The organism is Luteibacter sp. E-22, assembly GCF_049913125.1.
Lineage (GTDB): Bacteria > Pseudomonadota > Gammaproteobacteria > Xanthomonadales > Rhodanobacteraceae > Luteibacter.
On the sequence record NZ_CP183975.1, the window covers coordinates 2487864 to 2513349 of the forward strand.

General features: G+C 66.6%; 25 protein-coding genes. 9 read left to right on the forward strand and 16 right to left on the reverse strand.

From position 1 onward, the window contains the following. From ACN9M2_RS11075 to ACN9M2_RS11090, 4 genes are all read right to left on the reverse strand, one after another. Positions 1–1359, reverse strand: coding sequence for an outer membrane beta-barrel protein (locus ACN9M2_RS11075; RefSeq protein WP_426284801.1), 1359 nt, complete (start codon positions 1357–1359; stop codon positions 1–3). Positions 1360–1421: 62 nt separating this feature from the next. Then, entirely contained in the window at positions 1422–2189 is a 768-nt protein-coding gene (locus tag ACN9M2_RS11080) for a polysaccharide biosynthesis protein (RefSeq protein ID WP_426284802.1), read from the reverse strand. Positions 2190–2191: 2 nt separating this feature from the next. Beyond that, positions 2192–3724 (reverse strand): XrtA system polysaccharide chain length determinant, encoded by a 1533-nt coding sequence (locus tag ACN9M2_RS11085; protein ID WP_426284803.1) that lies wholly within the window; start codon positions 3722–3724, stop codon positions 2192–2194. Between the two features lie 33 nt (positions 3725–3757). Continuing rightward, entirely contained in the window at positions 3758–4381 is a 624-nt protein-coding gene (locus ACN9M2_RS11090; protein WP_426284804.1) for an XrtA/PEP-CTERM system exopolysaccharide export protein, read from the reverse strand. 141 nt (positions 4382–4522) lie between these two features. Between ACN9M2_RS11090 and ACN9M2_RS11095 the strand changes: the two genes are divergently transcribed. After that, positions 4523–5221, forward strand: coding sequence for a YdcF family protein (locus tag ACN9M2_RS11095; RefSeq protein ID WP_426284805.1), 699 nt, complete (start codon positions 4523–4525; stop codon positions 5219–5221). A gap of 582 nt (positions 5222–5803) precedes the next feature. Here the strand turns inward: ACN9M2_RS11095 and ACN9M2_RS11100 are convergent. Beyond that, entirely contained in the window at positions 5804–6118 is a 315-nt protein-coding gene (locus ACN9M2_RS11100) for a hypothetical protein (protein ID WP_426284806.1), read from the reverse strand. 132 nt (positions 6119–6250) lie between these two features. Between ACN9M2_RS11100 and ACN9M2_RS11105 the strand changes: the two genes are divergently transcribed. Continuing rightward, a complete protein-coding gene (locus tag ACN9M2_RS11105; RefSeq protein ID WP_426284807.1) occupies positions 6251–6616 on the forward strand; it encodes a peptidase C13 in 366 nt (121 codons plus the stop codon). Between the two features lies 1 nt (position 6617). On the opposite strand, the gene ACN9M2_RS11110 is transcribed toward ACN9M2_RS11105, so the two are convergent. The 3 genes from ACN9M2_RS11110 to ACN9M2_RS11120 form a co-directional block, all read right to left on the reverse strand. Beyond that, positions 6618–7445, reverse strand: coding sequence for an aldo/keto reductase (locus ACN9M2_RS11110; RefSeq protein WP_426284808.1), 828 nt, complete (start codon positions 7443–7445; stop codon positions 6618–6620). A 66-nt stretch (positions 7446–7511) separates the two neighbouring features. Further along, the gene (ispG, locus tag ACN9M2_RS11115; RefSeq protein WP_426284809.1) at positions 7512–8771 is read right to left on the reverse strand and encodes a flavodoxin-dependent (E)-4-hydroxy-3-methylbut-2-enyl-diphosphate synthase; all 1260 of its coding nucleotides are present in this window, start codon (positions 8769–8771) and stop codon (positions 7512–7514) included. A 127-nt stretch (positions 8772–8898) separates the two neighbouring features. Continuing rightward, positions 8899–10830 carry an acetyl-CoA hydrolase/transferase C-terminal domain-containing protein gene (locus tag ACN9M2_RS11120; protein ID WP_426284810.1) on the reverse strand — a complete coding sequence of 644 codons (1932 nt, stop codon included), beginning with the start codon at positions 10828–10830 and terminating at the stop codon, positions 8899–8901. A 37-nt stretch (positions 10831–10867) separates the two neighbouring features. Between ACN9M2_RS11120 and ACN9M2_RS11125 the strand changes: the two genes are divergently transcribed. Then, entirely contained in the window at positions 10868–12343 is a 1476-nt protein-coding gene (locus ACN9M2_RS11125) for a phospholipase D-like domain-containing protein (RefSeq protein ID WP_426287902.1), read from the forward strand. 32 nt (positions 12344–12375) lie between these two features. On the opposite strand, the gene ACN9M2_RS11130 is transcribed toward ACN9M2_RS11125, so the two are convergent. From ACN9M2_RS11130 to ACN9M2_RS11140, 3 genes are read right to left on the reverse strand one after another with little or no spacing between them, the layout of a single operon-like run. Further along, positions 12376–12666, reverse strand: a complete 291-nt coding sequence (locus tag ACN9M2_RS11130) for a DUF6587 family protein (protein ID WP_426284811.1) — start codon at positions 12664–12666, stop codon at positions 12376–12378. Then, positions 12663–14510 carry a ferrous iron transport protein B gene (gene feoB / locus ACN9M2_RS11135; RefSeq protein WP_426284812.1) on the reverse strand — a complete coding sequence of 616 codons (1848 nt, stop codon included), beginning with the start codon at positions 14508–14510 and terminating at the stop codon, positions 12663–12665. Before feoB ends, ACN9M2_RS11130 begins: the two co-directional genes overlap by 4 nt. Then, entirely contained in the window at positions 14507–14752 is a 246-nt protein-coding gene (locus tag ACN9M2_RS11140) for a FeoA family protein (protein WP_306846533.1), read from the reverse strand. Before ACN9M2_RS11140 ends, feoB begins: the two co-directional genes overlap by 4 nt. A gap of 183 nt (positions 14753–14935) precedes the next feature. Between ACN9M2_RS11140 and ACN9M2_RS11145 the strand changes: the two genes are divergently transcribed. Together ACN9M2_RS11145 and dacB are read left to right on the forward strand one after the other, a co-directional pair. After that, on the forward strand, positions 14936–15721 hold the full coding sequence (locus ACN9M2_RS11145) for an enoyl-CoA hydratase-related protein (protein ID WP_426284813.1): 786 nt from the start codon (positions 14936–14938) through the stop codon (positions 15719–15721). Between the two features lie 2 nt (positions 15722–15723). Further along, positions 15724–17145, forward strand: coding sequence for a D-alanyl-D-alanine carboxypeptidase/D-alanyl-D-alanine endopeptidase (gene dacB / locus ACN9M2_RS11150; RefSeq protein WP_426284814.1), 1422 nt, complete (start codon positions 15724–15726; stop codon positions 17143–17145). A gap of 136 nt (positions 17146–17281) precedes the next feature. On the opposite strand, the gene ACN9M2_RS11155 is transcribed toward dacB, so the two are convergent. Further along, on the reverse strand, positions 17282–17764 hold the full coding sequence (locus ACN9M2_RS11155) for a glutathione peroxidase (protein ID WP_426284815.1): 483 nt from the start codon (positions 17762–17764) through the stop codon (positions 17282–17284). A 105-nt stretch (positions 17765–17869) separates the two neighbouring features. Here ACN9M2_RS11155 and ACN9M2_RS11160 point away from each other — a divergent pair, with 105 nt between their 5' ends. The 3 genes from ACN9M2_RS11160 to ACN9M2_RS11170 all read left to right on the forward strand — a co-directional run bounded on the left by ACN9M2_RS11160 (position 17870) and on the right by ACN9M2_RS11170 (position 20439). Continuing rightward, positions 17870–18874: a methionine ABC transporter ATP-binding protein gene (locus ACN9M2_RS11160; protein ID WP_426284817.1), complete on the forward strand. Its 1005-nt coding sequence runs from the start codon at positions 17870–17872 to the stop codon at positions 18872–18874. Further along, positions 18871–19545, forward strand: coding sequence for a methionine ABC transporter permease (locus ACN9M2_RS11165; protein WP_306846525.1), 675 nt, complete (start codon positions 18871–18873; stop codon positions 19543–19545). The genes ACN9M2_RS11160 and ACN9M2_RS11165 overlap by 4 nt, the downstream gene beginning before the upstream one ends. Positions 19546–19623: 78 nt before the next feature. After that, positions 19624–20439, forward strand: a complete 816-nt coding sequence (locus ACN9M2_RS11170; protein WP_426284818.1) for a MetQ/NlpA family ABC transporter substrate-binding protein — start codon at positions 19624–19626, stop codon at positions 20437–20439. On the opposite strand, the gene pncB is transcribed toward ACN9M2_RS11170, so the two are convergent. Together pncB and ACN9M2_RS11180 are read right to left on the reverse strand one after the other, a co-directional pair. Continuing rightward, positions 20409–21614 carry a nicotinate phosphoribosyltransferase gene (pncB, locus tag ACN9M2_RS11175; protein ID WP_426284819.1) on the reverse strand — a complete coding sequence of 402 codons (1206 nt, stop codon included), beginning with the start codon at positions 21612–21614 and terminating at the stop codon, positions 20409–20411. The two genes, ACN9M2_RS11170 and pncB, sit on opposite strands and share 31 nt — an antisense overlap. Next, positions 21611–21994 (reverse strand): thioredoxin family protein, encoded by a 384-nt coding sequence (locus ACN9M2_RS11180; RefSeq protein WP_426284820.1) that lies wholly within the window; start codon positions 21992–21994, stop codon positions 21611–21613. The genes pncB and ACN9M2_RS11180 overlap by 4 nt, the downstream gene beginning before the upstream one ends. A 106-nt stretch (positions 21995–22100) precedes the next feature. On the opposite strand from ACN9M2_RS11180, the gene ACN9M2_RS11185 reads away from it, so the two are divergent. Continuing rightward, positions 22101–22907 carry a c-type cytochrome gene (locus tag ACN9M2_RS11185; protein ID WP_426284821.1) on the forward strand — a complete coding sequence of 269 codons (807 nt, stop codon included), beginning with the start codon at positions 22101–22103 and terminating at the stop codon, positions 22905–22907. 96 nt (positions 22908–23003) lie between these two features. Here ACN9M2_RS11185 and ACN9M2_RS11190 read toward each other — a convergent pair whose 3' ends face one another. Further along, on the reverse strand, positions 23004–24272 hold the full coding sequence (locus tag ACN9M2_RS11190) for a dicarboxylate/amino acid:cation symporter (protein ID WP_426284822.1): 1269 nt from the start codon (positions 24270–24272) through the stop codon (positions 23004–23006). A 141-nt stretch (positions 24273–24413) separates the two neighbouring features. After that, positions 24414–25472, reverse strand: a complete 1059-nt coding sequence (locus ACN9M2_RS11195) for an aminopeptidase (RefSeq protein ID WP_426284823.1) — start codon at positions 25470–25472, stop codon at positions 24414–24416. Between the last annotated feature and the right edge of the window lie 14 nt (positions 25473–25486).

Below are 25486 nucleotides of genomic sequence, written 5' to 3' on the forward strand. Positions count from 1 at the left end.
TCATCTCCGGTAGACCACGCCGACGAAGAACCGGGTCTCGCGATAGTCCTGGCCCACGGCATCGCTGCTGCGCCTCTCCCGCGATGCGGAAACATGCCAGCTCCAGTGCCGGTTCACCTGCTGGCCAAGGTCGAGGCCCATCCGCACGGTGGTGTCCTTGCGCTCAAGGCTGTCGTAGGTCAGACGGCTTCCCGTGGCGTAGCCGGTCAGGGTCAGCGTGGGGCGAATCCGGTAGCCCACGCCTATGCTGACGCCCTTGTCGGTCTGGTCGAAGGTGGGATCGCCGATGTAGCGCAGCTTGTTGAAGGACGGTGACACGGTCAGCACGATGCGTTCCGAGCGCCAGTTCCAGGTCGCCTCCAACCGCTTTTCCTTGTAGACCTGCGAGCCGATCACCGCGCTGCCGACGCCCACGCCCGTACCGTTGCCACGGCCCAGGCCACCGGTGGCGGCGAACGGGTCGAATGCCTCGACGCGATCGGCCACCGTGGCGTCGTACACGCCGGGCGTGGCGATGAGGTCCTGCGCCGCGTCGGCGTATTGGTAGGCACCGGTGACGGACACGGTATTGCGCGCGGTGGGCCGCCAGCCGAGGCTGAGGCGGGCCAGCGGCGCCGACTTGCTGGAACCATCGTCGAATTCGAGGCGCGTGCCACCCGCCAACACGTCGACATCGAAACGCGCCAACGTGCTGGTATAGCGGACGAAGGCTTCCTTCCGGTCGTAGTTCGCCTCGCTGGGCTGGTTGGTGAAGTCCACGCGCTGGAACTCCACATTGCCCGACAACTGGTCGGTGGGGCTGAGGTCGCGGTAGACACGGAACGCGGCGAGGCCGCGCGAGGAATCGAAATCGTCCACCTTCGACGCATAGCTGTTGATGTAGCGCAGCTCGAACTGGCCGCGGGCGGCGTCCCCGAAGCGCATGCGCAGGGTCGGCCCGAGCACCAGCACGTTGGTCTGCTGCTGGTTGTCCGGCGAGTTGCTCGACAGCTGGTCGACCGGCTGCACGCCGGCATAGTCTTCCACCGAGAAATCGAGACGATCGGGTGCGATCGTCCAGTTGCCCTGTCCGGCCAGCTGGGTCTGCGCCTGCGAATCGAAATCGTTGCCCAGGTACTTGCGGTACTCGAAGGTGCCGGCCACGTTGGCCTGGAAAGTCGAGCCCATCTGGGTGAACTGGAAGGTGCCGCCCGGGGTCAACACGTTCCCGCTGACGGGACGCTCCGACGACAGGGCGATATTGTTGCTGTGCTCCAATCCTGCATAGAGCGTGTAATCGAGCGTACCGGCCAGCACCACGCCGGGTGCCGACAAGAGCGCGAGCACGATGGCGCGGGCGAGCCTGGACGGTGCCGGCATATTCCCTCCCTTTACCCCTGTTGGCGCACGACGCCTGCCGGCCGCGTGCCTGGGTGCCGCGCTCACGGCGATTGGTTGAACACCACGCCGGCGAGCTTCGCCGGGTCGAAATTGGCGACGGCCTGATTGATGGTCGCCGGGGTATCGCGGCCGTAACCGGCGACGATCACGACGAAATCCGCCAGGTCCGAAAGAATCCGGGCGTCCGGCGAACCCTTGATCGGGGGTCCATCGAGGAACAGGTACCGGTCCGAATAGCGGCAGCGCAGCGAATCGAGCACGGCCCGCATGCGGAACGAGGAGAAGTACTCACCGCTGTTCTCGCGCGATTTGCCGGCCGGGATGAGGCGCAGGCGCGGAACCCCGGTGTGGTACATGATCGACGCGATGCCGCGCGAGGGATGCTCCAGGAAATCGATCAGCCCTCCGGTACGCGGTTCCACCCCGAAAGCTTTGTGCTGGTTGGGGTAACGAAGGTTGCAATCCACCAGCAGGCTGGTCTTGGATTCGTCGAAGGCGAAGGCGGCGGCCAGGTTCCGGGCGACGAAACTGCCGCCGGAGCGCGGACTCACGGAGACCACCAGGGTCACGAAGTTGTGCTCGCCGGCCATCTCCAGCAGCCGGGTGCGGATGCCGCGGAAGGCATCGGACTGTTGGCGAACCGACTCCTCGCGATGGATCAGGCGCTTGCGCTCACAGTCGATCGGCGCCAGGGCACCACCCTCTTCGCGCATCCGCGCGATGGAATGTCCTGGCGACGTGCGGGTTTCATCGTCGTGGTCGGCGACCATGTCGCCCATCTCGATATTGTCAGCGGCCATCTTGTTCATCGTCAGCCCTTCATCCTCAGCCAGAACACCACGAGGTACACCGCGGCGACGCCGACGACCGTCAGGGCCAGCATCATGTTGTGCAGATGCTCGCGGCGACGGTCGCGCGGGGTCGGGTAGAACGGAATCGCGGCGAGCACCGGAAAGCCCGTTGCACGTTCAAGCTGGGCCACCGAACGGACGCGCGGATCGAACCGCGCCACCGCGAACAGCAGGCCAAGCGGGATCGCCAGCGACAGCGCCAACCCTGCGAGGCCGAAGTGCATGAAGCGCAGGCCGGATGGCACCAGGGGCATCATCGCGGGGTTCTGCACCATGAAGGTCAGGCCGCGCTGTTCGGCATCGAGGTTCATCGAGACTCGCGCGTTCTCGCGGCGCTTCAGCAGGTCCTGGTAGACGTCGCGGTTGACCGTGTAGTCACGGGTCAACTCCGCCGTCACGTTCTCGGAATTGGCGATGCGCTTGCTGCGCTCCAGTTCGGCCTGGAGCATCGCCTCGCTGGCGCCGACCCGTGCGGCACTGGCCGCCGCGTCGCCACGAACGGCGGCGAGCTGCAGGCGCATCTGCTGGTAGACGGGATTCATCGTGACGGCATGGTCGAGCGGAATGGCACCGCCGGCGGCGCGCTGCGCGTCCGCGGTCTGCGCTTGCCGGCGCACGTCCTCGATCTGGTGCCGCAGGCGGATCACGTCCGGATAGTCTTCGGTGTAGTTCAGGCGCAGCTTGTCCAGTTGCCCCTGCAAGTCGGCCAGTTGGGTCTGGTAGATGCCCCCGACCGTCTGCACGGCGTTGACCTCCGACTCGCCATTGAGCTGCGCCGACAACACGGCGGCCTGCGACTGCCGCTGCATGTAATCCATGCGGTTGTTTTCGATCTGCGTGCGAAGCTGGCTGATCCGCGTGTTGGTGTCGGTCTCGCTGCCGGGGCGCGCGTCCGCGTTGGCGTCCCGGTACGCCTTCAACTTGTCTTCGGCGTCGGTGAGCTTCGTCCGGTACGCCTCGACCTGGCTGTTGATGAATTCGTAGGCTTCGCGGCTCTCGCGCTGCTTCGAGGCCAGGCTTTCACTGATGAACAGTTGGCCGAACGCGCGGGTGACTTCGAACGCGCGCTTCGGATCGGAATCGAAATAGCTGATCGTGATCAGGTTGTCGCGATTGTTGACCAGCTTCGTGCGCGACTTGATGCCGTCGACGATCTTGTCGCGCTCCAGCGGCGACGGGTTCGTGGCGAGCCAGCCGCCGGCCTCCAGCACCTCGTCGAGCACCTTCCTGCTGAAGATCACGTCGCGGGCGATGCCGGCGCGGTTCTTGTTACCGGTGGCGGTCGCCGCGCCTTCCATCAGGGGCGTGATGATGCTCGCCTCCTGGGCGAGGATCGTGGTCGACGCCTCGTACTTCTTCGGCCAGACGGAGCCGACGCCGAGGGCCGCCAGCGCGATGGCTGCGAAGGCGAAGCCCATGACGACACGCCGCCTGCGCGCTTCGCCGATCAGTGCGGGCAGCATGCCCGCGAAAGGAACGAGTTCCCCGCTCATATGTAACCCCTTGCACCCGCCGTGGCGGGCAGGTCAGAAAGCGCGTTGCGGAACGGTGATCACGTCACCGGGCTGCACCGGGTAGTTGTTCGCCAGGTCGCCTTGCTGGAGGATCTTCTCCAGGCGCACGGCATAGGACTGCGTCGAACCACCCTCGTTGCGGCGGTAGAGTTCGGTGCGGTCGGCCGCGGCGAATTCCGTCGTTCCGCCGGCGGCGAGAACGGCGTCCAGCACGGTCATGCCCTGCCGGTACGGGATCGAGATCGGGCTGCGCACCGCGCCGGTGACGCGGACACGCGAAAGGTATTCGTGGCTGCGCAGCGCGGTGAGGATCACCGCCACCTGCGGATCGCGAATGTACTGGCCCAGCTTCTGCTGGATTTCCGTGGCCACTTGCTCGGTGGTACGGCCGCCGGCGGGAATATCGCCGACCAGGGGCACGGTGACCTTGCCATCCGGCCGCACGGGCACGCTGACGCTGAGGTCAGGGTTGTGCCAGACGGTGACCTGCAACTGGTCGTCCACGCCGATCAGGTAGGCGTCCACCGCCTGCGTGGCGACGTCCGGCCTCGGCGGCGGCGACGTGTTTCCGCTCGTGGCGCAGGCGGTCGACAACACGACGGCGACGAGTACGATTGCGCGGTTCCACTGTTTCATGACATCCACCCACCCCTGTGACTTCCTCGGTGGCTATCGTCATTTCAATGTGGTCACGCGTCTATTCAACAGCCCGCCTATGCCATTCGACAGAAGGTATATGGAAGCGTTTCGGGTGATGCTAGGGCCGTGGCCGAGCTCATGGACATCGCCCCGCGCCTGCTGCACCCCGCCTTGCAGGCCTTGCTGCTGGGTGGCGTTTCGATGCTGTTGGTGCTTCTGCGCAAGCAGGTACCCGCACTGGTGACGGCGCTGGTCGCGGTGGCATGGATATGGTTCGCTTCCACGCCCGCGGTCGCCCTCGTCCTGCACGACGGACTGGCGACGCCGGCACCCGGCACGCCGCCGCACGCGGATGCCATCGTGGTGCTCGGCGGCGACACGCTGCCCGTGAACGACTGGTCGCGCGCGACGACCCGGGCGGGCAAGGGCCTGGCGCTGTGGCGGGCCGGCCTCGCGCCCGTGCTGCTGGTGTCGGGCAGCGACCAGGCGCGGGCGCTGGCGCAGGGCCTCGAAGTATCCGGCGTACCGCCCCGCGACCTGCGGATCGAGGACACCAGCACCAACACTCACGAGAACGCGCGCAATTCGGCATTACTGCTGCGAGCCAGCGGCTCGACCGACATCCTGTTGGTGACCTCCCCCATCCACATGCGCCGGGCCGCGGGAGCATTTCGGCATGAAGGACTCTCGGTATCCGCCGTGCCCACCGCCGACACGCACGCGATGCTGGAACAGGCGCCGTCGTGGTTACCGCGACGCGATGCGCTCACGCTGACCGCCCGCTGCCTGCGCGAATACGTGGCCATGTGGGTCTATCGCGAACGCGGCTGGATCTGATGTGCCGGCTTTTGTTTGTTTCTTCGCGCATGTTCGGGTTTCGTCCGGCTCGGCTTCGCCCTCGCGGTGGGTTGTGTGACACAAGCAACACCCGCCATTCGGGTGGCCGTCGCTCTGGTGGGAGCCGACTCTGTCGGCGATGGGTGCTTGCCTCGACCGGGCCCGCTGCCGCGGGATCGCCGACAGAGTCGGCTCCCACCAGGGTATGGCGATCCAACAGGGTGCGGTGCTTGGCGGTGTGCGGTGTGCGCCGTCCGGCGTGCGACGACCTTCGCTCTTTCGCCTCAACCCACCGCAGTCGTGACTGAGCTGCCGGGCGTCCCCCTCGGCGCGCCATGAGGCGACGAGGACGGCCGGGCGGACAAGGCCCGCAGGGGATCGGCCTGGACGGCCGATCGTTTTCGCTGAGGCAGGAGGCCGAATCGAAAACCCCCGCCCGACCGTCCGAGCCCGAAGGGGCGCAAGCCATCAAACACCGCCGCGCAGCGGCATCCTTTCCCAAGGGACGGCGCCGCCTGGCGCGCCGAGGGGGACGCCCGGCAGCCCGCGACGCTCCCCCGAACTTCCGCGAAGAGCCGTTGTTTACGGATCGCCGGTTTCGATCTGCAAGGAGGTCTTGCCGTCGCGGCGGATGAGGCCCGGGCCGAACTGGACCACCTTGCCGTCCTTCAGCACGACGGTGTAGTCCTTATGGGAGAACGAAAACCTGCCCGGCCGCCGGTCGAACCAGTTGAGCACCTCGTATCCGACAATGCTTCGGTCCGAATCGGGACGGCCGAGGCGTTCGATCACCTCGTCACGCTGCGTGCCCACATCGAGCCTGGCGATTTTCGCCGCCATGCCCTGACATCCGGCGATTCCGGCCGCGACGACGGCCACGGCGATCGCTCGTTTCATCCTCACCCCCGCGCGGTACGGCATCCGCCCGATGGTAGCGCACCGGCGCAAGAGCATGCGAACGGCGCGCCGTACCGTGTGAATCCCGTGACGCCCTGCTAGGCTCGCGGCTTTCCCTCCACGGAGAAGCCCATGCTGCTCGCCCTTGCCCTCGCGCTCGCCGCCGGTGACGGCTTCGAAGGACGCGTCCAGGCCGCCAAGGCCCTGGAACGGAAGGCCGACGGCAAGGCGTGGCAGTCGGCCATGTGGGACCGGGTGGGCAATCCCGCGACCGACGCGTTGAAGGACTGCATCGCCAGCAACGCCCCGGCCGACAAGCGTCCGTTCACCCTGGTGGCGGACGTGGACGCCAATGGCCGTTCCAGCCAGGTGGAGGTGCGTCCGGCCACGCCGGTCGCGCGCTGCTTCGCGGGCCAGTTCAATGCCTGGATGCTGCCGGTGCCGCCAAAGACGCCGGCGCCCTATCCGGTCGAGATCGACGTCACGATGGAGCCCTGATTCAGTTGAGCTGATCGGGATGCGGACCCATGCGGTTGCCTGCGTCCAGTCCATCGATGGCCTTCATGTCCCCATCGGACAATTCGAAATCGAAAACGTCGATGTTCGCGGCGATCCGCTCGGGTGTCACCGACTTCGGGATCACCATGTAGCCGAGCTGCACATGCCAGCGCAGCACCACCTGGGCCGGCGTCTTGCCATGCTTCCGGCCGATGTCGACCAGCGTGTCGCGCTTCAGCAGGTCGCCACCCTGGCCCAGCGGACTCCACGACTCGGTGACCACCTTGTGCCGCTGGTTGGCCGCCACCACGTCGCGCTGGCTGAAATCCGGATGCAACTCGATCTGGTTCACCACCGGCGCCACGCCGGTTTCCGCGACGATGCGATCGAGATGGGCGGGCTGGAAATTCGATACGCCAATGGAGCGGATACGGCCTTCCTCGCGCAGTCGGATGAAGGCCTTCCACGTGTCGACGTAGCGGTCGCGTTTCGGCGTCGGCCAATGAATGAGGTACATGTCGACGTAATCAGTGCCGAGCTTCTTCAGGCTGGCGTCGAACGCGCGCAGGGTTTCGTCGAAGCCCTGCTCGGCGTTCCATAGCTTGGTGGTGAGGAAGATCTCGCCACGCGGTACGCCGGAACGCTCGATGCCCTGTCGAACGCCGGCCTCGTTACCGTAGATGGCGGCCGTGTCGATCGAACGGTAGCCGGCGGAAAGCGCGTGGGTGACGGCGTCCGCCGTCTCCGCATCGGGAATCTGGAACACGCCGAAGCCTATCTGGGGCGCGCTGTTGCCGTCGTTGAGGACGAGGTTCGGGACCTTTGCCATGCGTGTCTCCTGCGGATTGGACCGCCCGTCATGGTGACGGACGGAACCGCATGCAAGGCGTGACGATCAGTCGCCGCGGGCGGCGTAGTGGGTTTCGACGTAGTTGTCGAGGATCGCCACGAATTCATCCGCGATATTGTCGCCACGCAGGGTCATGGCCTTTTCGCCATCGATGAACACCGGTGCCGACGGTGCTTCGCCGTTGCCGGGGAGCGAGATGCCGATGTTGGCGTGCTTGGATTCGCCCGGGCCATTCACCACGCAACCCATGACGGCGAGCGTGAGGTTTTCCACGCCATCGTACTTCACGCGCCACAAGGGCATCTGCTCTCGCACATGGCCCTGCACCGTCTTCGCCAGTTCCTGGAAGAACTCGCTGGTGGTGCGTCCACATCCCGGGCAGGCCGTGACCAGCGGGGTGAACGCGCGCAAGCCCATCGTCTGCAGGAGCTCCTGCGCGACGATCACCTCGGCCGTGCGCGACTGGCCCGGCTCGGGTGTGAGCGAGATGCGGATGGTGTCACCGATGCCCTCCTGCAGCAGCACGCCTAGCGCGGCGCTGGATGCGGTGATGCCCTTGGAGCCCATGCCCGCCTCGGTGAGGCCGAGATGCAGCGCGTAATCGGCGCGGCGCGCGAGATCGCGATAGACCGCGATCAGTTCCTGCACGCCGGACACCTTGCAGGACAGGATGATGCGATCGCGTGGCAGGCCCAGGTCCTCCGCGCGAGCGGCCGAATCCAGCGCCGAGCGGATGAGCGCTTCGCGGGCCACGTGGCCCGCGTCCCACGGCTGCGCGCGCCTGGCGTTCTCGTCCATCAGGGCGGCGACCATCGACTGGTCGAGCGAGCCCCAGTTGGCACCGATGCGCACCGGCTTGCCATGGCGGATGGCCATCTCGATGATCGAGGCGAACTGGGAATCCTTTTTCTTGCCGAAGCCAACGTTGCCCGGGTTGATGCGGTACTTCGCCAGCGCCTCGGCACAGGCTGGCTCACCTTCGAGCAGCTGGTGGCCGTTGTAGTGGAAATCGCCGATCAACGGCACGGAGACGCCCATCATGTCGAGGCGCTCGCGGATGCGCGGCACCGCGGCGGCGGCGGCGGGCGTGTTCACCGTGATGCGGACCAGTTCGGAACCGGCGCGGGCCAGCTCGGCCACCTGCTTCGCCGTGGATGCCGGGTCCTCGGTGTCGGTATTGGTCATCGACTGGACGACGATCGGCGCGCCGCCGCCGACGTGGACACGGTCGATCAGGACTCCCGTACTGGGGCGGCGGGCGCCGGCTTCCGCGGGACGCGGGCGGCTGGTGAGGTCTTCGGTCATAGCTGCCCATTTTAGCGCATCGGCATGACCGCCCGCCGACCGTTGTGGTTGTGGGAGCCGCTTCAGCGGCGATGGGTGCTCGCCCCGGGCCGGCGAACTCCTGGTGGGAGCCGACCTTGTCGGCGATTCAGGGTTGCCGCGGCACCCGGCCCTGCGACCGCAACGCCGCCTTCACCAGCCGCCGTTCCAGCCACTCCGCGACCGACCCCGGCCGCTCCAGCCCCATCCGCTCAAGCGCCTCGTCTTCCCCATCCACCGGCCTGCCCTGAGCCAGCAACGCCCGCAGGAGCGCGCCCTTGCCCGCGTCGCGCAGCCAACCCAGCGCGGGCAACAGCCGCTGCTCCACATCGGTGAAATCGCTGCCGAAGGGGAAAGGGTCGAGCAACCCGCGCCGCCGCATCGGCTCCAGCGCCGCCGCCAGCCCTTCGGGCGTATGCCCCCGCCACGCTTCGGGCACGACGAAATCCCGTCGCAGCTTCCCGGCCCTCTTGGCCTCTTCCACCAGCCCGTCCACGAAGCGCGCATCGGCGATCGACAACATCGCCTCCACGCACGCCTCGTCCGACAGGCCACGCAGGTCGGCCACGCCATATTCCGTGACATAGACATCGCGCAGATGGCGCGGAATGGTCGTATGGCCGTAGTTGAAGCGAATGTTCGACGCCGCCTTGCGCCCCTTGCCGCGCGTGGCACGCAGCAGCAGGATCGACCGCCCGCCCGGAAGTTCATGCGCCATCGCCACGAAGTTGAACTGTCCGCCGACGCCGCTCACGACACGACCGTCCTCCAGCCCGTCCGAGACGGCGGCACCGGTCAATGTCGCCATCATGCAGGTGTTGAAGAAACGGGCGCCGCGACGCTGCAAGGCGGCCAGCGGCTGGTGATCGCCGTAAAGATGGTTGACGTTGGACACCCGGCACATGTCGATCGCGTCGGGATCGTCGATTTCCGAACGGTGCATCCAGGCATACAGCTCACGCGAACCGAGCAGGAAGGCTCCACGCAGGTAATGGCCACCCTCCATGCCCACGTCTTCCCCCGCCGCCGAGCGACGCTCCCGTTCGAGATCGTCATAGGCGCGCCGGCGCAGGATGCCTGCGCGCTGCAGGTGCATGAAGCCGTCCATCACCATCTCGCTCGCGCCGTACAAGCCTGTCGCGAAGGCGTCGCCTCCGCCCCAGCCATCCATGCAACGGCGCGTGCCCCCGGTGGCATCGAGGGCGCCAAGGCCTTCGCGCCAGGCGCCGTTCTGTTCGTGGCGCAAGAGGAGGCCGCGCACCAGCGCATCCGACAAGGCGCCGATACCGATCTGCAATGTGCCGCCGTCGACCACCAGTGCACTCGCATGCATGCCAAGCGCGAACTCGGCCGGTTCGATCGGCGAACGCGGCAAGGCGAACAGCGGCGGTGACACCTCGGGCTCGACAAGCAGGTCGAACAGTCCCTCCCCTGCTTCGGCGTGGCCGCTGACGTACGGCATGTCCGGGTGGGCGACGGCGACGCAGAACGGTTTCGGCTTGCCCGCCCGCGCCAGGTCGTCGAGGAAGTCGAAGGTCAGGTCGGGGTTCGACGAGAGGCTGATCCGGCCATCGCGCCGCGCCACCAGCTGGACCAGCACGTTGATATCGCGCCCCACCAGGTCGCGAGCCACGTGCGTGTAGTTCTGGCTGATGTAGTCACGCTGCGCCGAGCCGGAGCCGAGCAGCGCACCGGATTGCATGTAGAACTCGTGCACATGGATGTTTGCCGGCAGCGCATCGCGGGCCTGGGCGATCGCATGGTCGAGGTCCACGTAGCCTTCGCCGAAATGACGGGCGAGGAAGGGCGCGGCGAAGCGTGCGGCGAGACCCTTTCCCGCTGACGGTCGGGTGAGGGACAGGGCCGTGAAAATCGTCAGTGAGCGGTCGTCGCGCCCCCGCACCGCGCGGTAGAGCGCATTGAGCAAGGCATGCGGCTTGCCCAGGCCCAGGGGCGCGGCCACCCGGGGATGGCCACCGGTGCGCTGCAGGATCGCCTCGACGGCGGCTTCGGTGTCACGGTCACGCGGTATCGATGCCATGACGGCGATGATGCCAGATGCCGATACACTCAACGCCATGAACGTACGTCACCGCAGCACAGGATTCTCCAGCCGCCTGTTCGCCGAGCAGGCATTGAGTCGCAGCGCGGGGGCACCGCTGATCGGCGGCAACGCCGTCGAACTGTTGATCGATGCGCAAGCCCACTTCGACGCATGGCTGGCGGCGATCGCCGCCGCGCGCCGCCACGTGTTCCTCGAAAACTACATCATCCGCGACGACCGCATCGGCAAGGCCTTCCGCGACGCGCTGGTGGAGCGGGCCAGGGCCGGCGTCTTCGTGGCGGTGATCGGCGATTGGGTCGGCTGCCTGGGCCAATCGCGATCCTCCTTCTGGACGCCGTTGCGCGAGGCCGGCGGGCAGGTCCGCATCTACAATCCGCCCACGCTGGGCAGCTCCTTCGGATGGGTGAGCCGCGATCATCGCAAGGTGCTGGTGGTGGACGGCGAGGTCGGTTTTCTTTCGGGCGTATGCCTCAGCGAGAAATGGCTGGGCGATCCCTCGCGCGACGTTCCGCCGTGGCGCGATACCGGCGTGATGCTGCGCGGCCCGGCGATCGCCGAGATCGAACATGCCTTCGCCGACAGCTGGCGCGAAGCCGGTGAACCCTTGCCGGAAGACGAGCGCCTGCGTCCCGTGACCAGCATCGCCGCCGGCGATGTCTCCTTGCGTGTGATCGCCACCCAACCCAGCACGGCGGGCATGTATCGCCTGGACCAGATGGTCGCCGCCATGGCGCGACAGACGCTATGGCTCACCGACGCCTATTTCGTCGGCGTGGCGCCGTATGTCCAGGCGTTGTGCGCCGCCGCCCGCGATGGTGTCGACGTGCGTCTCCTGGTCCCGGGAAGCAGCGATATCCCGGTGGTGGCCGGCATGTCGCGTTCGGGCTACCGGCCATTGCTGAAGGCGGGCATCCGCGTGTTCGAATGGAACGGTTCCATGTTGCATGCGAAGACGGCCGTGGCCGACGGGCGTTGGGCACGAGTGGGATCGTCCAACCTCAATATCGCGAGCTGGCTGGGCAACCGCGAAATCGATGTCGCGGTCGAGGACGCCGGGTTCGCCACGCAACTGGCACGCCAATACGAAGCGGATCTGGAGAACGCCACGGAAATCCTGCTGCACCGGCCGCGTTACCGCGCCGGCAACGAACGCCTGCGCAGCCGTTCACCACGCCCGCCACGGCCCCGGCGAAGCGGAGGAAGCTCCGGCCGCGCGGCCGCCGGGGCGTTGCGCATCGCCAACACCGTGAGCGCTGCGATCACCCAGCATCGGGTGTTGGGGGACACCGAAACCGGACCGCTGCTCGCGGGTGCGGCGGCGGCACTGGTGGTGACGGTTGTCGGCGTGCTCTGGCCCGCGGTGATCGCATGGCCGTTGGCGGCCATCGGCGCGTGGTTCACCGTAAATCTGGCCGTAAGCTGGTGGAGCTTGCGGCAGCGCAGGAAACGCGGGCCGTCGCCAGCCGACCAGGCACCGCCTTCGGAATGAATCGCCGACAAGGTCGGCGATAGCGGGTTGCCTCAGTTCCGCGGCTTGAAATGCAGCGGTTGGGCCTCGGTCTTCGGCGCCACCGGCCCACAGCTTCCGCACGAACCGCAGCCATCGCCGCAACTGCCCGTGGCTGCCGCGGGTTGCAGGCGACGGCCAAGCGAGCGGACGACACCCGCGCGTCCCGGCCGGTTCAGGCTGGCCGACACGCGCGCCATGATGCGCGTCGAGGTTTTCGGCAACAGCTTGCGGAAAGCCACGTACGCACTTATCGCGACGACCAGCACGATGATCGCGCCCTGGACCAGTTCGAACGTGCTCATGTGAACGCCCTCGCGATCTGATAGGTGGCCAGCGACGCCAGGTAGGCGAGTCCGAACAGGTAACCGGCCGCCACGGCGACGTTGCGCCAGGAATTGGTTTCACGGCGGATCACCGCCAGCGTGGACATGCACTGCGGCGCGAACACGTACCAGGCCAGCAGCGAAAGCGCGGTGGCCAGCGACCACTGGTGGGCGATGACCGGGCCGAGTTGCGAGGCCACGGCATCGTCGCTGCCCGACATCGCATAGACGGTGCCGAGCGCGGCAACGGCCACCTCGCGCGCGGCCAGGCCGGGCACCAGCGCGACGCAGATCTGCCAGTTGAACCCGATCGGCGAGAACACGTACTCGAGCATGCGGCCGAGGCGTCCCGCGATGCTGTAGTCGATCGCGGGCTGGGTCGCCCCCGGCGGCGGCCCCGGGAAGCTCGACAGGAACCACAACAGCACGGTGAGCGCCAGGATGATGCCGCCCACGCGCTTGAGGAAGATCATGGCGCGCTCCCACAGGCCGAGGCCGATGTCGCGCACGTTGGGCAGGCGGTACGACGGAAGCTCCATGATCAGCGCGTGTTCGCTCTTGTCCTTGCGCATGCGCTTGATCACGAAGGCAACGGCGAGCGCGCTGAAGATGCCCGCGAAATACAGCGTGAAAAGCACGATGCCCTGCAGGTTGAAGACGCCCCACACTGCGTGGTTCGGGATGAATGCCGCTATCAGCAACGTGTAGACCGGCAAGCGCGCGGAACATGTCATCAGCGGCGCGACGAGGATCGTCGTCAGGCGATCGCGCGGGTCCTGGATGCTGCGCGTGGCCATGATGCCGGGAATGGCGCAGGCGAAGCTCGACAGCAGCGGAATGAACGCCCTGCCCGTCAGGCCGACGCGGAACATCATCTTGTCTAGCAGGAAGGCCGCGCGCGGCAGGTAACCGGATTCCTCGAGCACGAGGATGAACAGGAACAGGATCAGGATCTGCGGCAGGAACACGAGCACCGCGCCCAGGCCCGCGAACACGCCATCGTTGAGCAGGCTGTGCAATGCGCTGTCCGCGGGAAGGAACCCGGTGACCCAGTTGCCCAGCGCGGCGATGCCCGCCTCGATCCCGTCCATTACCGGCTGCGCCCACGAGAACACGGCCTGGAAGATGAAGAACATCAGCGTGGCGAGGATCGCCAGGCCGAATACCGGATGCAGAGCCCAGCGGTCGATGGCGTCGTCGAGGGCCACCGTGTCGCGTGGCAACTTCACCGTATCGGCAAGGATGGATCGCACTTCCGCGTGCAGTTGTTCGACGTCGGCCTCGTCGATCGGAGCCGGCGCCACCTCGGGCACGCTGGCGTCGATACGCTCCATCAGCGCCTTCGCGCCGCCGCGCTTCACGGCGATCGTCTCGACCACCGGAACGCCGAGACGGCGCGACAAGCCCTCGACGTCGATCGCGATGCCGCGCCGGCGAGCCGCGTCCATCATGTTGAGCGCGAGCACCACCGGACGGCCCAGGCGGCGCACTTCGAGCACGAAGCGCAGGTGCAGGCGCAGGTTGGTGGCATCGGCCACACAGACGATGAGGTCGGGTGCGGCCTCGCCCGGATAGCGCCCGTAGCAGACGTCGCGGGTGATCGCCTCGTCGGGGCTCGTGGCATCGAAGCTGTACGCGCCCGGCAGGTCGAGGATGTGCAGCGTACGCCCCGACGGCGCGACGAAACGTCCTTCCTTGCGCTCGACGGTGACGCCCGCGTAGTTGGCGACCTTCTGCCGGCCGCCGGTGAGCTGGTTGAACAGCGCCGTCTTGCCGCAGTTCGGGTTGCCCACCAGCGCGATACGCATGGCCGTGACGCTCATGCCGCACCGCCCACGAAGACTTCCACCCGCGCGGCTTCCGTCTTGCGCAAGGCGAAACGCGTCGAGCCGATCTGGATCAACAGCGGATCGCCGCCGAGCGGGCCACGCGCCACCAGGCGGACCGGTTCGCCGGCGACGAAGCCGAGATCGCGCAGGCGCTGCGCGATCGGGTCGGACGGATGGGCATCGGTGACGGACTGGACCACGGCTTGGGCACCTTTCGGCGCGTCTGAGAGGCGCACTGGGCTTACTCAAATAAGAACTGTTCGCATTATATGCCTTTGCCGGGAGGGCTGCATCCAACGCAAGAACTTATGGATCGGCGGCCTGCCCAGGGGTGCATTGGATACTGGACCGGAAAAGTGCCGCCCGCCTTTCAGCCCGTCGCGCCGTTATGATCGGCGGCTCGAAACAGGAGTTCCGCCATGTCAGCCGTCGAACTGGTCCGCCAGGGCAGCATCGCCCATCTGGTCATGAACCGCCCGGAGGTGCACAACGCCTTCGACGACGGCCTGATCGCGGAACTCACCGCGGCCATCGAGGCCGTGGAGGCCGACGACACCGTGCGCGCGGTGGTGTTGACCGGTGCCGGCGCCAGTTTCTCCGCGGGCGCCGACCTGCGCTGGATGCGCGGCATGGCCCAAGCCTCCGAAGCCGATAACCGCGAGGATTCGCTACGCCTCGCCAAGCTGATGCGCCGCCTCCAGTTCCTGTCGAAACCGACGATCGCACGGGTGAACGGGGCGGCATTCGGCGGCGGCGTGGGATTGATCGCCTGCTGCGATATCGCCATCGGAGCGCATGGCGCGAAATTCGCTCTTTCCGAGGTGAAGCTCGGCCTCGTGCCGGCGGTGATCTCGCCCTACGTCATCGCCGCCATCGGCCTGCGCCAGGCACGCCGGCTCTTCGTCACCGGCGAGGTGTTCGATACGGCGGCCGCCCTGTCGATGGACCTGCTCCACGAAGTGGTCCATGGCGAGGAACTTGACGCAGCGGTCGAACGTGTCCTGGACATCCTGGCCAAGGGCGGCCCCATCGCACAGCGGGAAGCGAAGCGCCTTGCCTTGGGCATGGCGGGGATGGAGCCCAAGGCCATGGAGACGACCGACGCGGCCAACGCGGCGCTGATCGCCCGTCTTCGCGTTTCGGCGGAGGGACAGGATGGACTCTCGGCCTTCCTCGACAAGGGCCAGCCGTCTTGGCTGGGGTGATCGTGGCGACTGGGTTCGGTCGCGCCTGCCTCACCGCCCTCCTGCTATCGCTGACCACCGTCGCACAAGCCGAAACCCTAGCCCAGCGCATCGACCGGCACCTGGCCGAACCCCGCTTCGCGGCCGCATCGTGGGGTATCTCGGTGGTCTCGCTGGATGACGGCCGCACGGTCTACGCCCATGACGACGGCCGCCTGCTCCTGCCCGCATCCACCGCCAAGCTCTATACCGCCGCCTTCGCCCTCGACCGCCTCGGCGTGGACTACCGCACCCATACCGATGTGATCGCCGCCGGCGAACTGCGACGTGGCCGGCTGCACGGCCCGCTCGTCCTGCGCGGCCGCGGCGACCCGACGCTGGCCGGCAACGCCTGGGCCGATACCCTTGCCGTGGCCCTTCGCGAACAGGGCGTCCAGCGCATCGACGGTGGCATCGTCGGCGACGACACGGTATTTCGCGGCCCGTCCATCGGCAAAGGCTGGGAGGCGGGCGACCTGCAGGCGTATTACGGCGCGCAGGCCGGCGGACTCGACATCGACGAAAACACGATGACCGCCAGCGTGTCGACGAAGGGCATCGACGTAACCCCCGAGGACGCGGCCATCACGATCGCCATGCAACCGGCGAAGGGCCTCGACCTCTATCGCGCACCGGGAACGGCGACGCTGCACGTGCTCGGCGACGTGGCTGGAAGTGGAGCGCCGAGCCGTTCGCGCCTGTCGATCCCGGACCCCGCACTCACCGCCGCCCGGCGCCTGCAAGCCGCGCTGGAGCGGCAGGGACTGCGCGTGGATGGCGAAGCGCGCAGTGTGCAATGGCCCGTGCCGGCACCCGTCGGCCCGACCGTCGCCTCGTTCCCTTCGCCCGTGCTTGCGGACATCCTCCGCATCGGCCTGAAGCGCTCGCAGAACCTCTATCTGCAAAGCGTCTTCCTTCTTTCCGGCCTGGAGTCATCGGGCGCCGAAGACGCGCGCGCCGAGGACAGCGCAGCCATCGCCCTCGCGGCATGGCTGGCGGCACGCGGTATCGGTCCATCGTCGACGACGCTGGACGAAGGCACCGGTCTGTCACGACACGACCTGACAACGGCCGCGTCGTTGACCCGGCTGCTCGCATTGATGGACGCCTCGCCGCTCGCCGGGGTCTGGCGTGGACTGCTTCCGGTGGCGGGTATCGACGGCACGCTTGCCAGCCGCATGCGCGGTACGGCCGCCGAAGGCAACGTGGTGGCGAAGACGGGCAGCATGAGCTTCGTGAACGCGCTGGCCGGTTACGTCACCACCAGGAGTGGCCAACGGCTGGCGTTCGCGGTCCTGCTGAACAATTACCGGCCGCCAGCGAAGAGCGCGGAGCCGTTGCCTTCGGCCTCTGCCGATGTGGACGCGATCGCGGTGATGCTGGCCGAGGTGACGGGGCGGTTGTAGAGCATCGCCGCTGAAGCGGCTCCCACAAGGACAGCGGGTTTACCCAGGAACCCATGCAAGCGGGAAGCTCGTGCAACCGGCATCACTGCGGGAACCGCGCATTTTGTGGGAGCCGCTTCAGCGGCGATGGCCACCCTCAGCCAAGCACCTTCGGCAGATCCTTGCCGATTTTCTCCGGCGTGTCGGTCGGCGCGTAACGTTCCACCACCTGCCCGTCGCGGTCGACCAGGAACTTGGTGAAGTTCCACTTGATGCCCTCGGTACCCAGGACGCCCTTCTTCTCCGCCTTCAGCCAGCGATACAGCGGATGCGCGCGGTCGCCGTTGACCTCGACCTTCGAGAACATGGGAAAGCTCACGTCGTAGGTCAGCGAGCAGAAGTCGCGGATCTCCGCTTCGTTGCCCGGCTCCTGGTGGCCGAACTGGTCGCAAGGAAACCCGAGCACCTCGAAGCCGCGCTCGTGCCAGGCCTTCTGCAGCTCTTCCAGCCCCTTGTACTGCGGCGTGAATCCGCACTTCGACGCCACGTTGACCACCAGCAACGCCTTGCCGCGAAATTCGGCGAGCGAGCGCTCGTTGCCATCGATATCGACGGCGGAGAAATCGTAGATGCTGGCCATGCGCGTTGCCTTCGGTGGTGGATACGCGCAGTCTACGCCCCACGCGGCGCCCTTGCCCCTGGTTCGGATACCATGGACGTCTTTCCGGCTGGAGAGCCAAGGCCCGTGATCCGTTTCGTCGCCGCGTCCAAGTCCTACCGTGTGGACGGAGCGCTCGTGCCCGCCCTGCAACCCGTGGACCTCACCATCGAAGCGGGCGAGGTGTTCGGCATCATCGGCCATTCCGGTGCCGGCAAATCCACCCTGCTCCGGCTGGTCAACCTGCTGGAGCGGCCCACCGCGGGAAAGGTGTTCATCGACGGCCGTGACGTCACCGATGCCCAGGGTGCCGAGCTGCGCAAGCTACGTTCGGGCATCGGCATGATCTTCCAGCACTTCAACCTGCTTTCCTCACGCACGGTGGCCGACAACGTCGCCTTCCCGCTGCGTCTCCAGGGCGGCGTGGACGATGCGTCGATCGTCGCGCGCGTGGATGAACTGCTGGACCTCGTCGGGTTGACCGCGCATGCACGGAAATACCCGGCGCAGCTGTCCGGCGGACAGAAGCAGCGCGTGGGCATCGCGCGTGCGCTGGCGAGCCGTCCATCGATCCTGCTTTGCGACGAGGCCACGAGCGCCCTGGACCCGCAGACCACGGCATCGGTGCTGGAACTGCTCGCCGACATCAACCGCCGGCTCGGACTGACCATCGTACTCATCACGCACGAGATGGACGTGATCCGTCGCGTCTGCGACCGGGTCGCCGTGCTCGATGGCGGCAACGTCGTCGAACTCGGACCGGTGACCGACGTGTTCCTGCATCCGCAACATCCCACGACGCGTCGCTTCGTGGCCGAGGCGGATCATCGCGAGGGACGCGGCGCGGAATTTCCCGGCGTGCCGGGACGGCTGTTCCGGCTTTCCTTCCGCGGCGAGGCCACGTACTCGCCGCTGCTCTCGCGCGTGGTCCGCGATACCGGCGTGGAATACAACCTCCTTTCCGGCCGTGTCGACCGGATCAAGGACGTGCCCTACGGCCAGCTGACGCTCGCCATGCATGGCGAGCGCCTGGACGATGCGCTCGTGCAGATTCGCGACGCGGGCGTCGACATCGAGGAGGTAGCGCGATGAGCCCCATGCAGGCCCTGTTTCCCAACATCGACTGGCCCGAGATCGGGCAGGCATGCATCGATACCCTGCTGATGCTCGGCGGCTCGCTGCTGTTCACCATCGTGCTCGGCTTGCCGCTGGGTGTATGGCTGTTCCTCACCGCCAAGGGCCAGTTGCACGCCAGGCCGAAGCTCTATGCCGTCCTTTCGCTCGTGGTGAACGTGCTGCGGTCGATTCCCTTCATCATCCTCATGATCCTGCTGATCCCCGTCACACAGGCGATCACGGGCGTGAGCATCGGCATCCGCGGCGCGATCGTTCCGCTGGTGATCGGCGCGGCGCCCTTCTTCGCGCGACTGGTGGAAACGGCGCTGCGCGAAGTGGATCGCGGGGTCATCGAGGCGAGCCAGGCCATGGGCGCGACCACGGCGCAGATCGTCACCCGGGTGCTGCTACCGGAGGCCCGTGCCGGCCTGGTCGCCAGCACCACCGTCACCGCCGTGGCCCTGGTCGGCTATACGGCGATGGGCGGCATCGTCGGGGCCGGCGGCCTCGGCGCCCTCGCCTACCAGTACGGCTACAACGGCTACAAGCCCGATTACATGCTCGTCACCGTCGCACTGCTCGTGGTGCTGGTACAGGTCCTGCAGTCGCTCGGCGATCGCCTGGTGAGCCGCTACAGCCGGCGCTGACCGCATGGGGCCGGCTTTGCATCCGGCGGTATGGACGTCTATGCTGTCGCACCGCAACATTCGCGATGGACGCCTCCCATGAAGAAGTACCTGCTCCCGCTCGCCGCCGCCCTCACGCTCATGGTCGCGGGTTGTTCGGGCGGCAATGGCGCCGACAAGGAGGCAGGTTCCGGCGAGGCCACGCTGACCGTCGCGGCCACGCCCGTGCCGCACGCCGAGATCCTCAAGGAGATCAAGCCCCTGCTGGCCCGCGAGGGAGTGAACCTCGAGATCCGCGTGTTCACCGACTACGTGCAGCCGAACATGCAGGTCGCGCAGAAACAGCTCGATGTGAACTTCTTCCAGACCGAGCCCTACCTCGATGCCTTCAACCGCGAGCGCGGCACGAACCTGGTCAAGGTCGTGGGGGTGCATATCGAGCCGTTCGGCGCCTATTCGCGCAAGTACACCTCGATCGACCAGCTTCCCGATGGCGCCGACGTCGTCATTCCCAACGATCCCAGCAACAACAGCCGGGCGTTGTTGCTGCTGGCGAAGCATGGCCTGATCACGCTGAAGAACCCGGGCGACCGACTGGCAACGCTCAAGGACATCGCCACCAACCCGAAAAACCTCAAGTTCCGCGAGCTGGAGGCGGCGATGTTGCCGCGCGTGCTGGGCGAAGTGGACCTGGCCCTCATCAACACCAACTACGCACTCGCGGCGAAGCTCAACCCGGTGAAGGACGCCTTGCTGATCGAGGACAAGGATTCACCGTACGTGAACTTCCTCGTCTCGCGGCAGGACAACAAGGACGATCCGCGCGTGCAGAAGCTGGCCAAAGCGCTGACCTCGCCCGAAGTGAAGGCCTTCATCGAGAAGAACTACGGCGGAGCGGTGTTGCCGGCATTCTGAGCCGGCATTTCGAAGACCCGGCGCAGATATGCGATGTAGTCCGGGTCTTCGGTTCCCATGCTCTTGCCCGGTGAATCGGAGAGCTTGGCCACCGGCTGACCGTTGCAACGCGTCATCTTGATCACGATGTTGATCGGCGCCGGGCCCACGTCGTTGGTGAGGTTGGTGCCCACGCCGAACGACAACAGGCAGCGCCCCGCGAAGTGCCGGTGGAGTTCCATCACGCGCGGGATATCCAGGCTGTCGCTGAACACCAGCGTCTTCGTCCGCGGGTCGACACGGTTCGCCTCGTAGTGCGCCAGCACGCGGTCTCCCCACACGATGGGATCGCCTGAATCGTGGCGCGCGCCGTCGAAGAGCTTGCAGAAATACATGTCGAAATCGCGCAGGAAGGCATCGAGGCCATAGACGTCCGACAACGCGATGCCCAGATCACCTCGATACTCGCGCGCCCACGCCTCCAGTGCCGCCGTCTGCGAATCGCGCAGGCGCGGTCCCAGCGACTGGAAAGCCTGGAGGTACTCGTGCGCCATGCTCCCGATCGGGACCAGCCCCAGCCGCATGGCCAGCCAGACATTGCTCGTGCCCGCCAGTTGCGCACCGAGGTCGCGCTTCATGATCCCCAGCATTTCCTCGTGCCACGCCTGTGAGAAGCGCCTGCGCGTACCATAGTCGGCGATACGGGCACTTTCGTAGCCGCGGGTGTCGCGCAACAGTTCGATCTTCGATCGCAGCCTTGCCCTGCCCTCGTCGAGTTCCAGGCCGGGGTAAGTGGCCTGATAGTACAACTCGTTGACGATGGCGAGCAGCGGCACCTCGAACATGATGGTGTGCAACCATGGCCCGGCGATCACGATCTCGATCTCACCGTTCCCCTTCGCCGAGGGTTCGACGGTGACGTATTTCGCGTTGAGCTGGAACAGGCCGAGGAAATCCACGAAGTCGCTGTCGATGAAACGCAGGCCGCCCAGATAGGCCAGTTCTTCCTCGGTGAAGCGCAATGAACACAATCCATGCAGTTCCTCCCGGATGCGCCCGACGAGCGGAGCCAGGTCGACGCCGGGCGTGCGGCAACGGAAGCGGTGTTCCACCTGCGCGGCCGGGTACTGGTGCAGCACCACCTGCATCATGGTGAACTTGTAGAGGTCGGTATCGAGCAGCGACCGGATGATCATGCGCTGGCACCGGTGGCGGCGATCTGGCGGTTCACCGCATCCACGAACGGCTGGGTGCCGGGCCACGAGGTGATGCGGCCGAGCTTCCTGCCACGATGGAAAAGGAAGAAGGCCGGGATGCCGTGCAGTCCGAAACGGGTGCCCATGGTCGGATCGTCATAGACGTTATCGTGCAACCAGCGTACCTCCGGCCAGGCGAACCGCTCGGGCGTGAGCAGGATCTGCCGTTTCGCGATGTCGCAGTTGGGGCAATCGCGCCCCCACAGGAACAGGATGGCGATGCGGTTGTCATCGGTCGCGAGGTCTTCATCCAGCTCCACATCGACGATGCGTTGCATGGGGAAACGCTGGAAGAAGTCGGGAACGCTGGTCTCGGCCATGGGAAAATCCGTGAACGGGTCGAATGCGCGACATGGGGTCGCGGGAGCGATAATCCGAGGGTACCGCGACACCTTGCCCTCTCGCCAAACGCCTCAAGGATTCCGTGTGCGCCTCGTCATCGGCCTGATCTTCCTCGTTTACGCCCATCTCGCGCTCGCCGCCACGCTCACCGTCGACACCGGAGCCGGGTCGCGCCGGCTGAGCACGGAACAACTGCTTGCGCGGCCGGATACCCGGGACATCCAGGTCGCCGGGGATGTCTCGTACCACGCCGCCATGCGTTATCGCGCGGTACCGTTGAAAGCCTTGCTCGAAGGAGTCTCGAACGGCGACCACCTGCAATTCGTGGCGCTGGACGGGTTCACCGCCGAGATACCCGCCTCGCTCGTCCTGGGCACCGGCGGTGCCGAGGCGTGGCTGGCCGTCGAGCCGGCAGACAAGCCATGGCCGAAGCTCGGCGAGGGAAAGCCCAGCGCGGGGCCCTTCTACCTCGTCTGGTTGCGTCCCGAGGCGGGTCACGTGGGACCCGAACAGTGGCCTTACCAGGTGGCGTCGATCAAGGTACTGGCCGATCCCGCGGCACGTTTCCCGGCGATGCAGCCGGCCCCCGGGCTACCCGCCAATGCGCCGGCACGGCGTGGCTTCGCGGTCTTTCAACGCAACTGCCTCAGCTGTCACACGCTCAATGGACAGGGCGACGCGAAGCTGGGGCCGGATCTCAACATCCCGCACAGTCCGACCGAATACCTTCGCGCGGACATGCTGCGCACGCTGGTGCGAAATCCGCAGAACCTGCGCCGCTGGCCGCAGGCGAAGATGCCGGGGTTCGATCCGAAGGTGTTGTCGGATGCGGACCTGGACGACCTGCTGGCTTATCTGAAGCATATGGCGGGGCGGAAGGTCTCGCCCTGAGCCATCGCCGCTGAAGCGGCTCCCACACAAGCTAGCGGCTAGCGGCTTGTGCGGGAGGTTTCCTGTGGGAGCCGCTTCAGCGGCGATATCGGCCCCTCAGCCCCGCTCCCCCTCGACCACCAGTTCACTGGAAGCCCGGTTGTAGACCTCCAGGTCGAGAATCCCCCGCTCGCGCGCGACCAGCACCGGCACCACCATCTGGCCGGTGACATTGGTCATCGTGCGCATCATGTCGAGGATGCGGTCGATCGCGACGAGGTAGCCGATGCCTTCCAACGGCAAGCCCGCGGAACTGAGCACGAGCGTGACCATCACCGTGGCGGTGCCGGGTACGCCGGCCGTCCCGAACGAACCGAGCACGGAGGCCAGCAGGATCACCATGTACTGCGCCGGCTGCAGGTCGAGGTGGAAATACTGCGCGATGAACACGGCGGAGATGGCCGGATAGATCGCGCCACAGCCGTCCATCTTGATGCTCGCGCCCAGCGGCACCGCGAATGCCGCGTACTCTTCCTTCACGCCCATGTTGCTCACCACGCTGCGCAGCGCGATCGGCATCGCCGCGAAGCTCGACGACGAGGTGAAGGCCACCTGCATGGCTGGGAACGCGGCACGGAAAAACTTGAGCGGATTGAGGCCGTGCGTGAGCAACAGGCCGCCGTACACCACCATGATCTGCAGCGCGCAGGCAAGATAAAGCGCGCCGACGAAGGTGGCCAGCGGCAACAGTTTTTCGAAGCCGTACGCACCCACCAGTGCGGCGATGAGGCCGAAGGTGCCCAGCGGCGTCACTTCGAGCACGAACCGCGTGACCTGGATCATGCCATCGTTGGCTTCGGTGACCAGCGTACGCAAGCGCGCCGACTTCTCGCCGATCTTCACCAGCGCCAGGCCAAGCAGTCCCGCGAAGAAAATCACCTGCAGGATCTTGCCCTCGCTGAGAGCACGGAACGGATTGGCCGGAACGATATCCAACAAGACCTTGACCGGCTCCGGCACGACCTTCGGTTTCCAGCCCGCCGGCGTGGTGAGTCCTTCCACGCCCAGGCCAGGCTGTGTGACGTGCGCCACGAGCAATCCCACCAGCACGGCGAGCGTCGCCGTCGCGGCGAACCAGGCGAACGTGCGCCCGCCCAGCGCGGCGACATCCTTCACGCCATGCAGGCTCGATACGCTGTGCAGTACCGCGAAGAATATCAGCGGCACCGCGATCATCTTGATCAGGGTGACGTAGAGATCGCCCAGCGGGCCGAACCATGTCGCAGCCGCCGGCCCCAGAAGCCAGCCGGCGAACGCACCGAGCACGAAGCCCGCCGCCACCCGCTTCCAGAAGCGGATACGTAACCAGGAAGATATAAGCGACATGGATGGCACCTGTTCACACGAGCGGCCACCTTACACCGCCGACTGGCCGTCTGGACGTCCACCTTCGGACACTGTGTTTCCCCTGGTGAACGCCGGAGTCGTTCCGAGGAGCTGCTCTCCAGGCCCCCTGTGGGAGCCGCTTCAGCGGCGAATCCCGCCCCTCAACCTCTCCAGTTCGCCCGTCCGCTCCACCGGAGTCAGCCTCGCCAGGCCCTTCACCCGCGCGAAGAACGTCGGCCAATCCCCGCCCGCCTCCGCGAACAACGCCGCGAACGACCCCACCCATGTGTCGTAGAGACCGAACGGCAACAGGGTCGCATTGTTCAGCGGCCGCCCCATCCAGCGGTCGTAACGGTGGTCGCCACCCGCCTCGTCGTCGCGCCAGGCGAGATAACGTCCGCGGAAGTCCTCGAATTCCTCCGCCTTGGCTACCCGCTTCGCCTGGTCCGTCCATGGCTGCGCATAGATCGCCGCGAGACGATCGCGCAAGGCGAGCACCTGCGTCGTGAACGAACGCTCCAGCACGTCGCCCTTCTCGTCCGGCGCCGGCTGCTTCCTCGCGCCACGCCACTCGCGCAGGCCTTCACGCTCCACGAAGGTGGCGAACGATTCGTTGAACGAGGAATCGTTCTTCACGTAGATCTTCTGATGGGCCAGTTCGTGGAAGATGGTGCCGGCCAGTTCGTCGTCGTCCCAACGCAACATGCTGCTGAGGATCGGGTCGGCGAACCAGCCGAGCGTGGAATAGGCGGGTACTTCGCCGATGGCCACATCGTGGCCCAGGGTTTTCTCGTGCGCCGCCTCGCGTTCGGCCAGGTCCTTGCGGAAGTAGCCCCGATAGGCGACACAGCCCGCGACAGGGAAACAATGCGTCACGGCGGAAACCGATAGCTCGGGCGTCGCGAACACGTTCCATGCCACCCACGGACGATCCAGCTGCACGTAATACGTGTAGCTGCGATTGTCCGGAAGGTCCAGCATGGACGAAGCGAAGCGGCGCGCCTCACGCGCGAGCGTGAGGCGACGACGCGTGGTATCCGGCGTCTTCGGGTCGGCCACCACCTTGTCGATGGAGCGGCGCTCGGCAAGCAGCGCGACCTGCCCGTGCGTCACATGGGCGTAATACCCCAGCGAGCGGCATCCGGTGAGCAGTATCAGCGTGGCGGCAAGCACATGGCGCATCGGGCCATTGTGCCGCATGGCGAGGTTCGTCG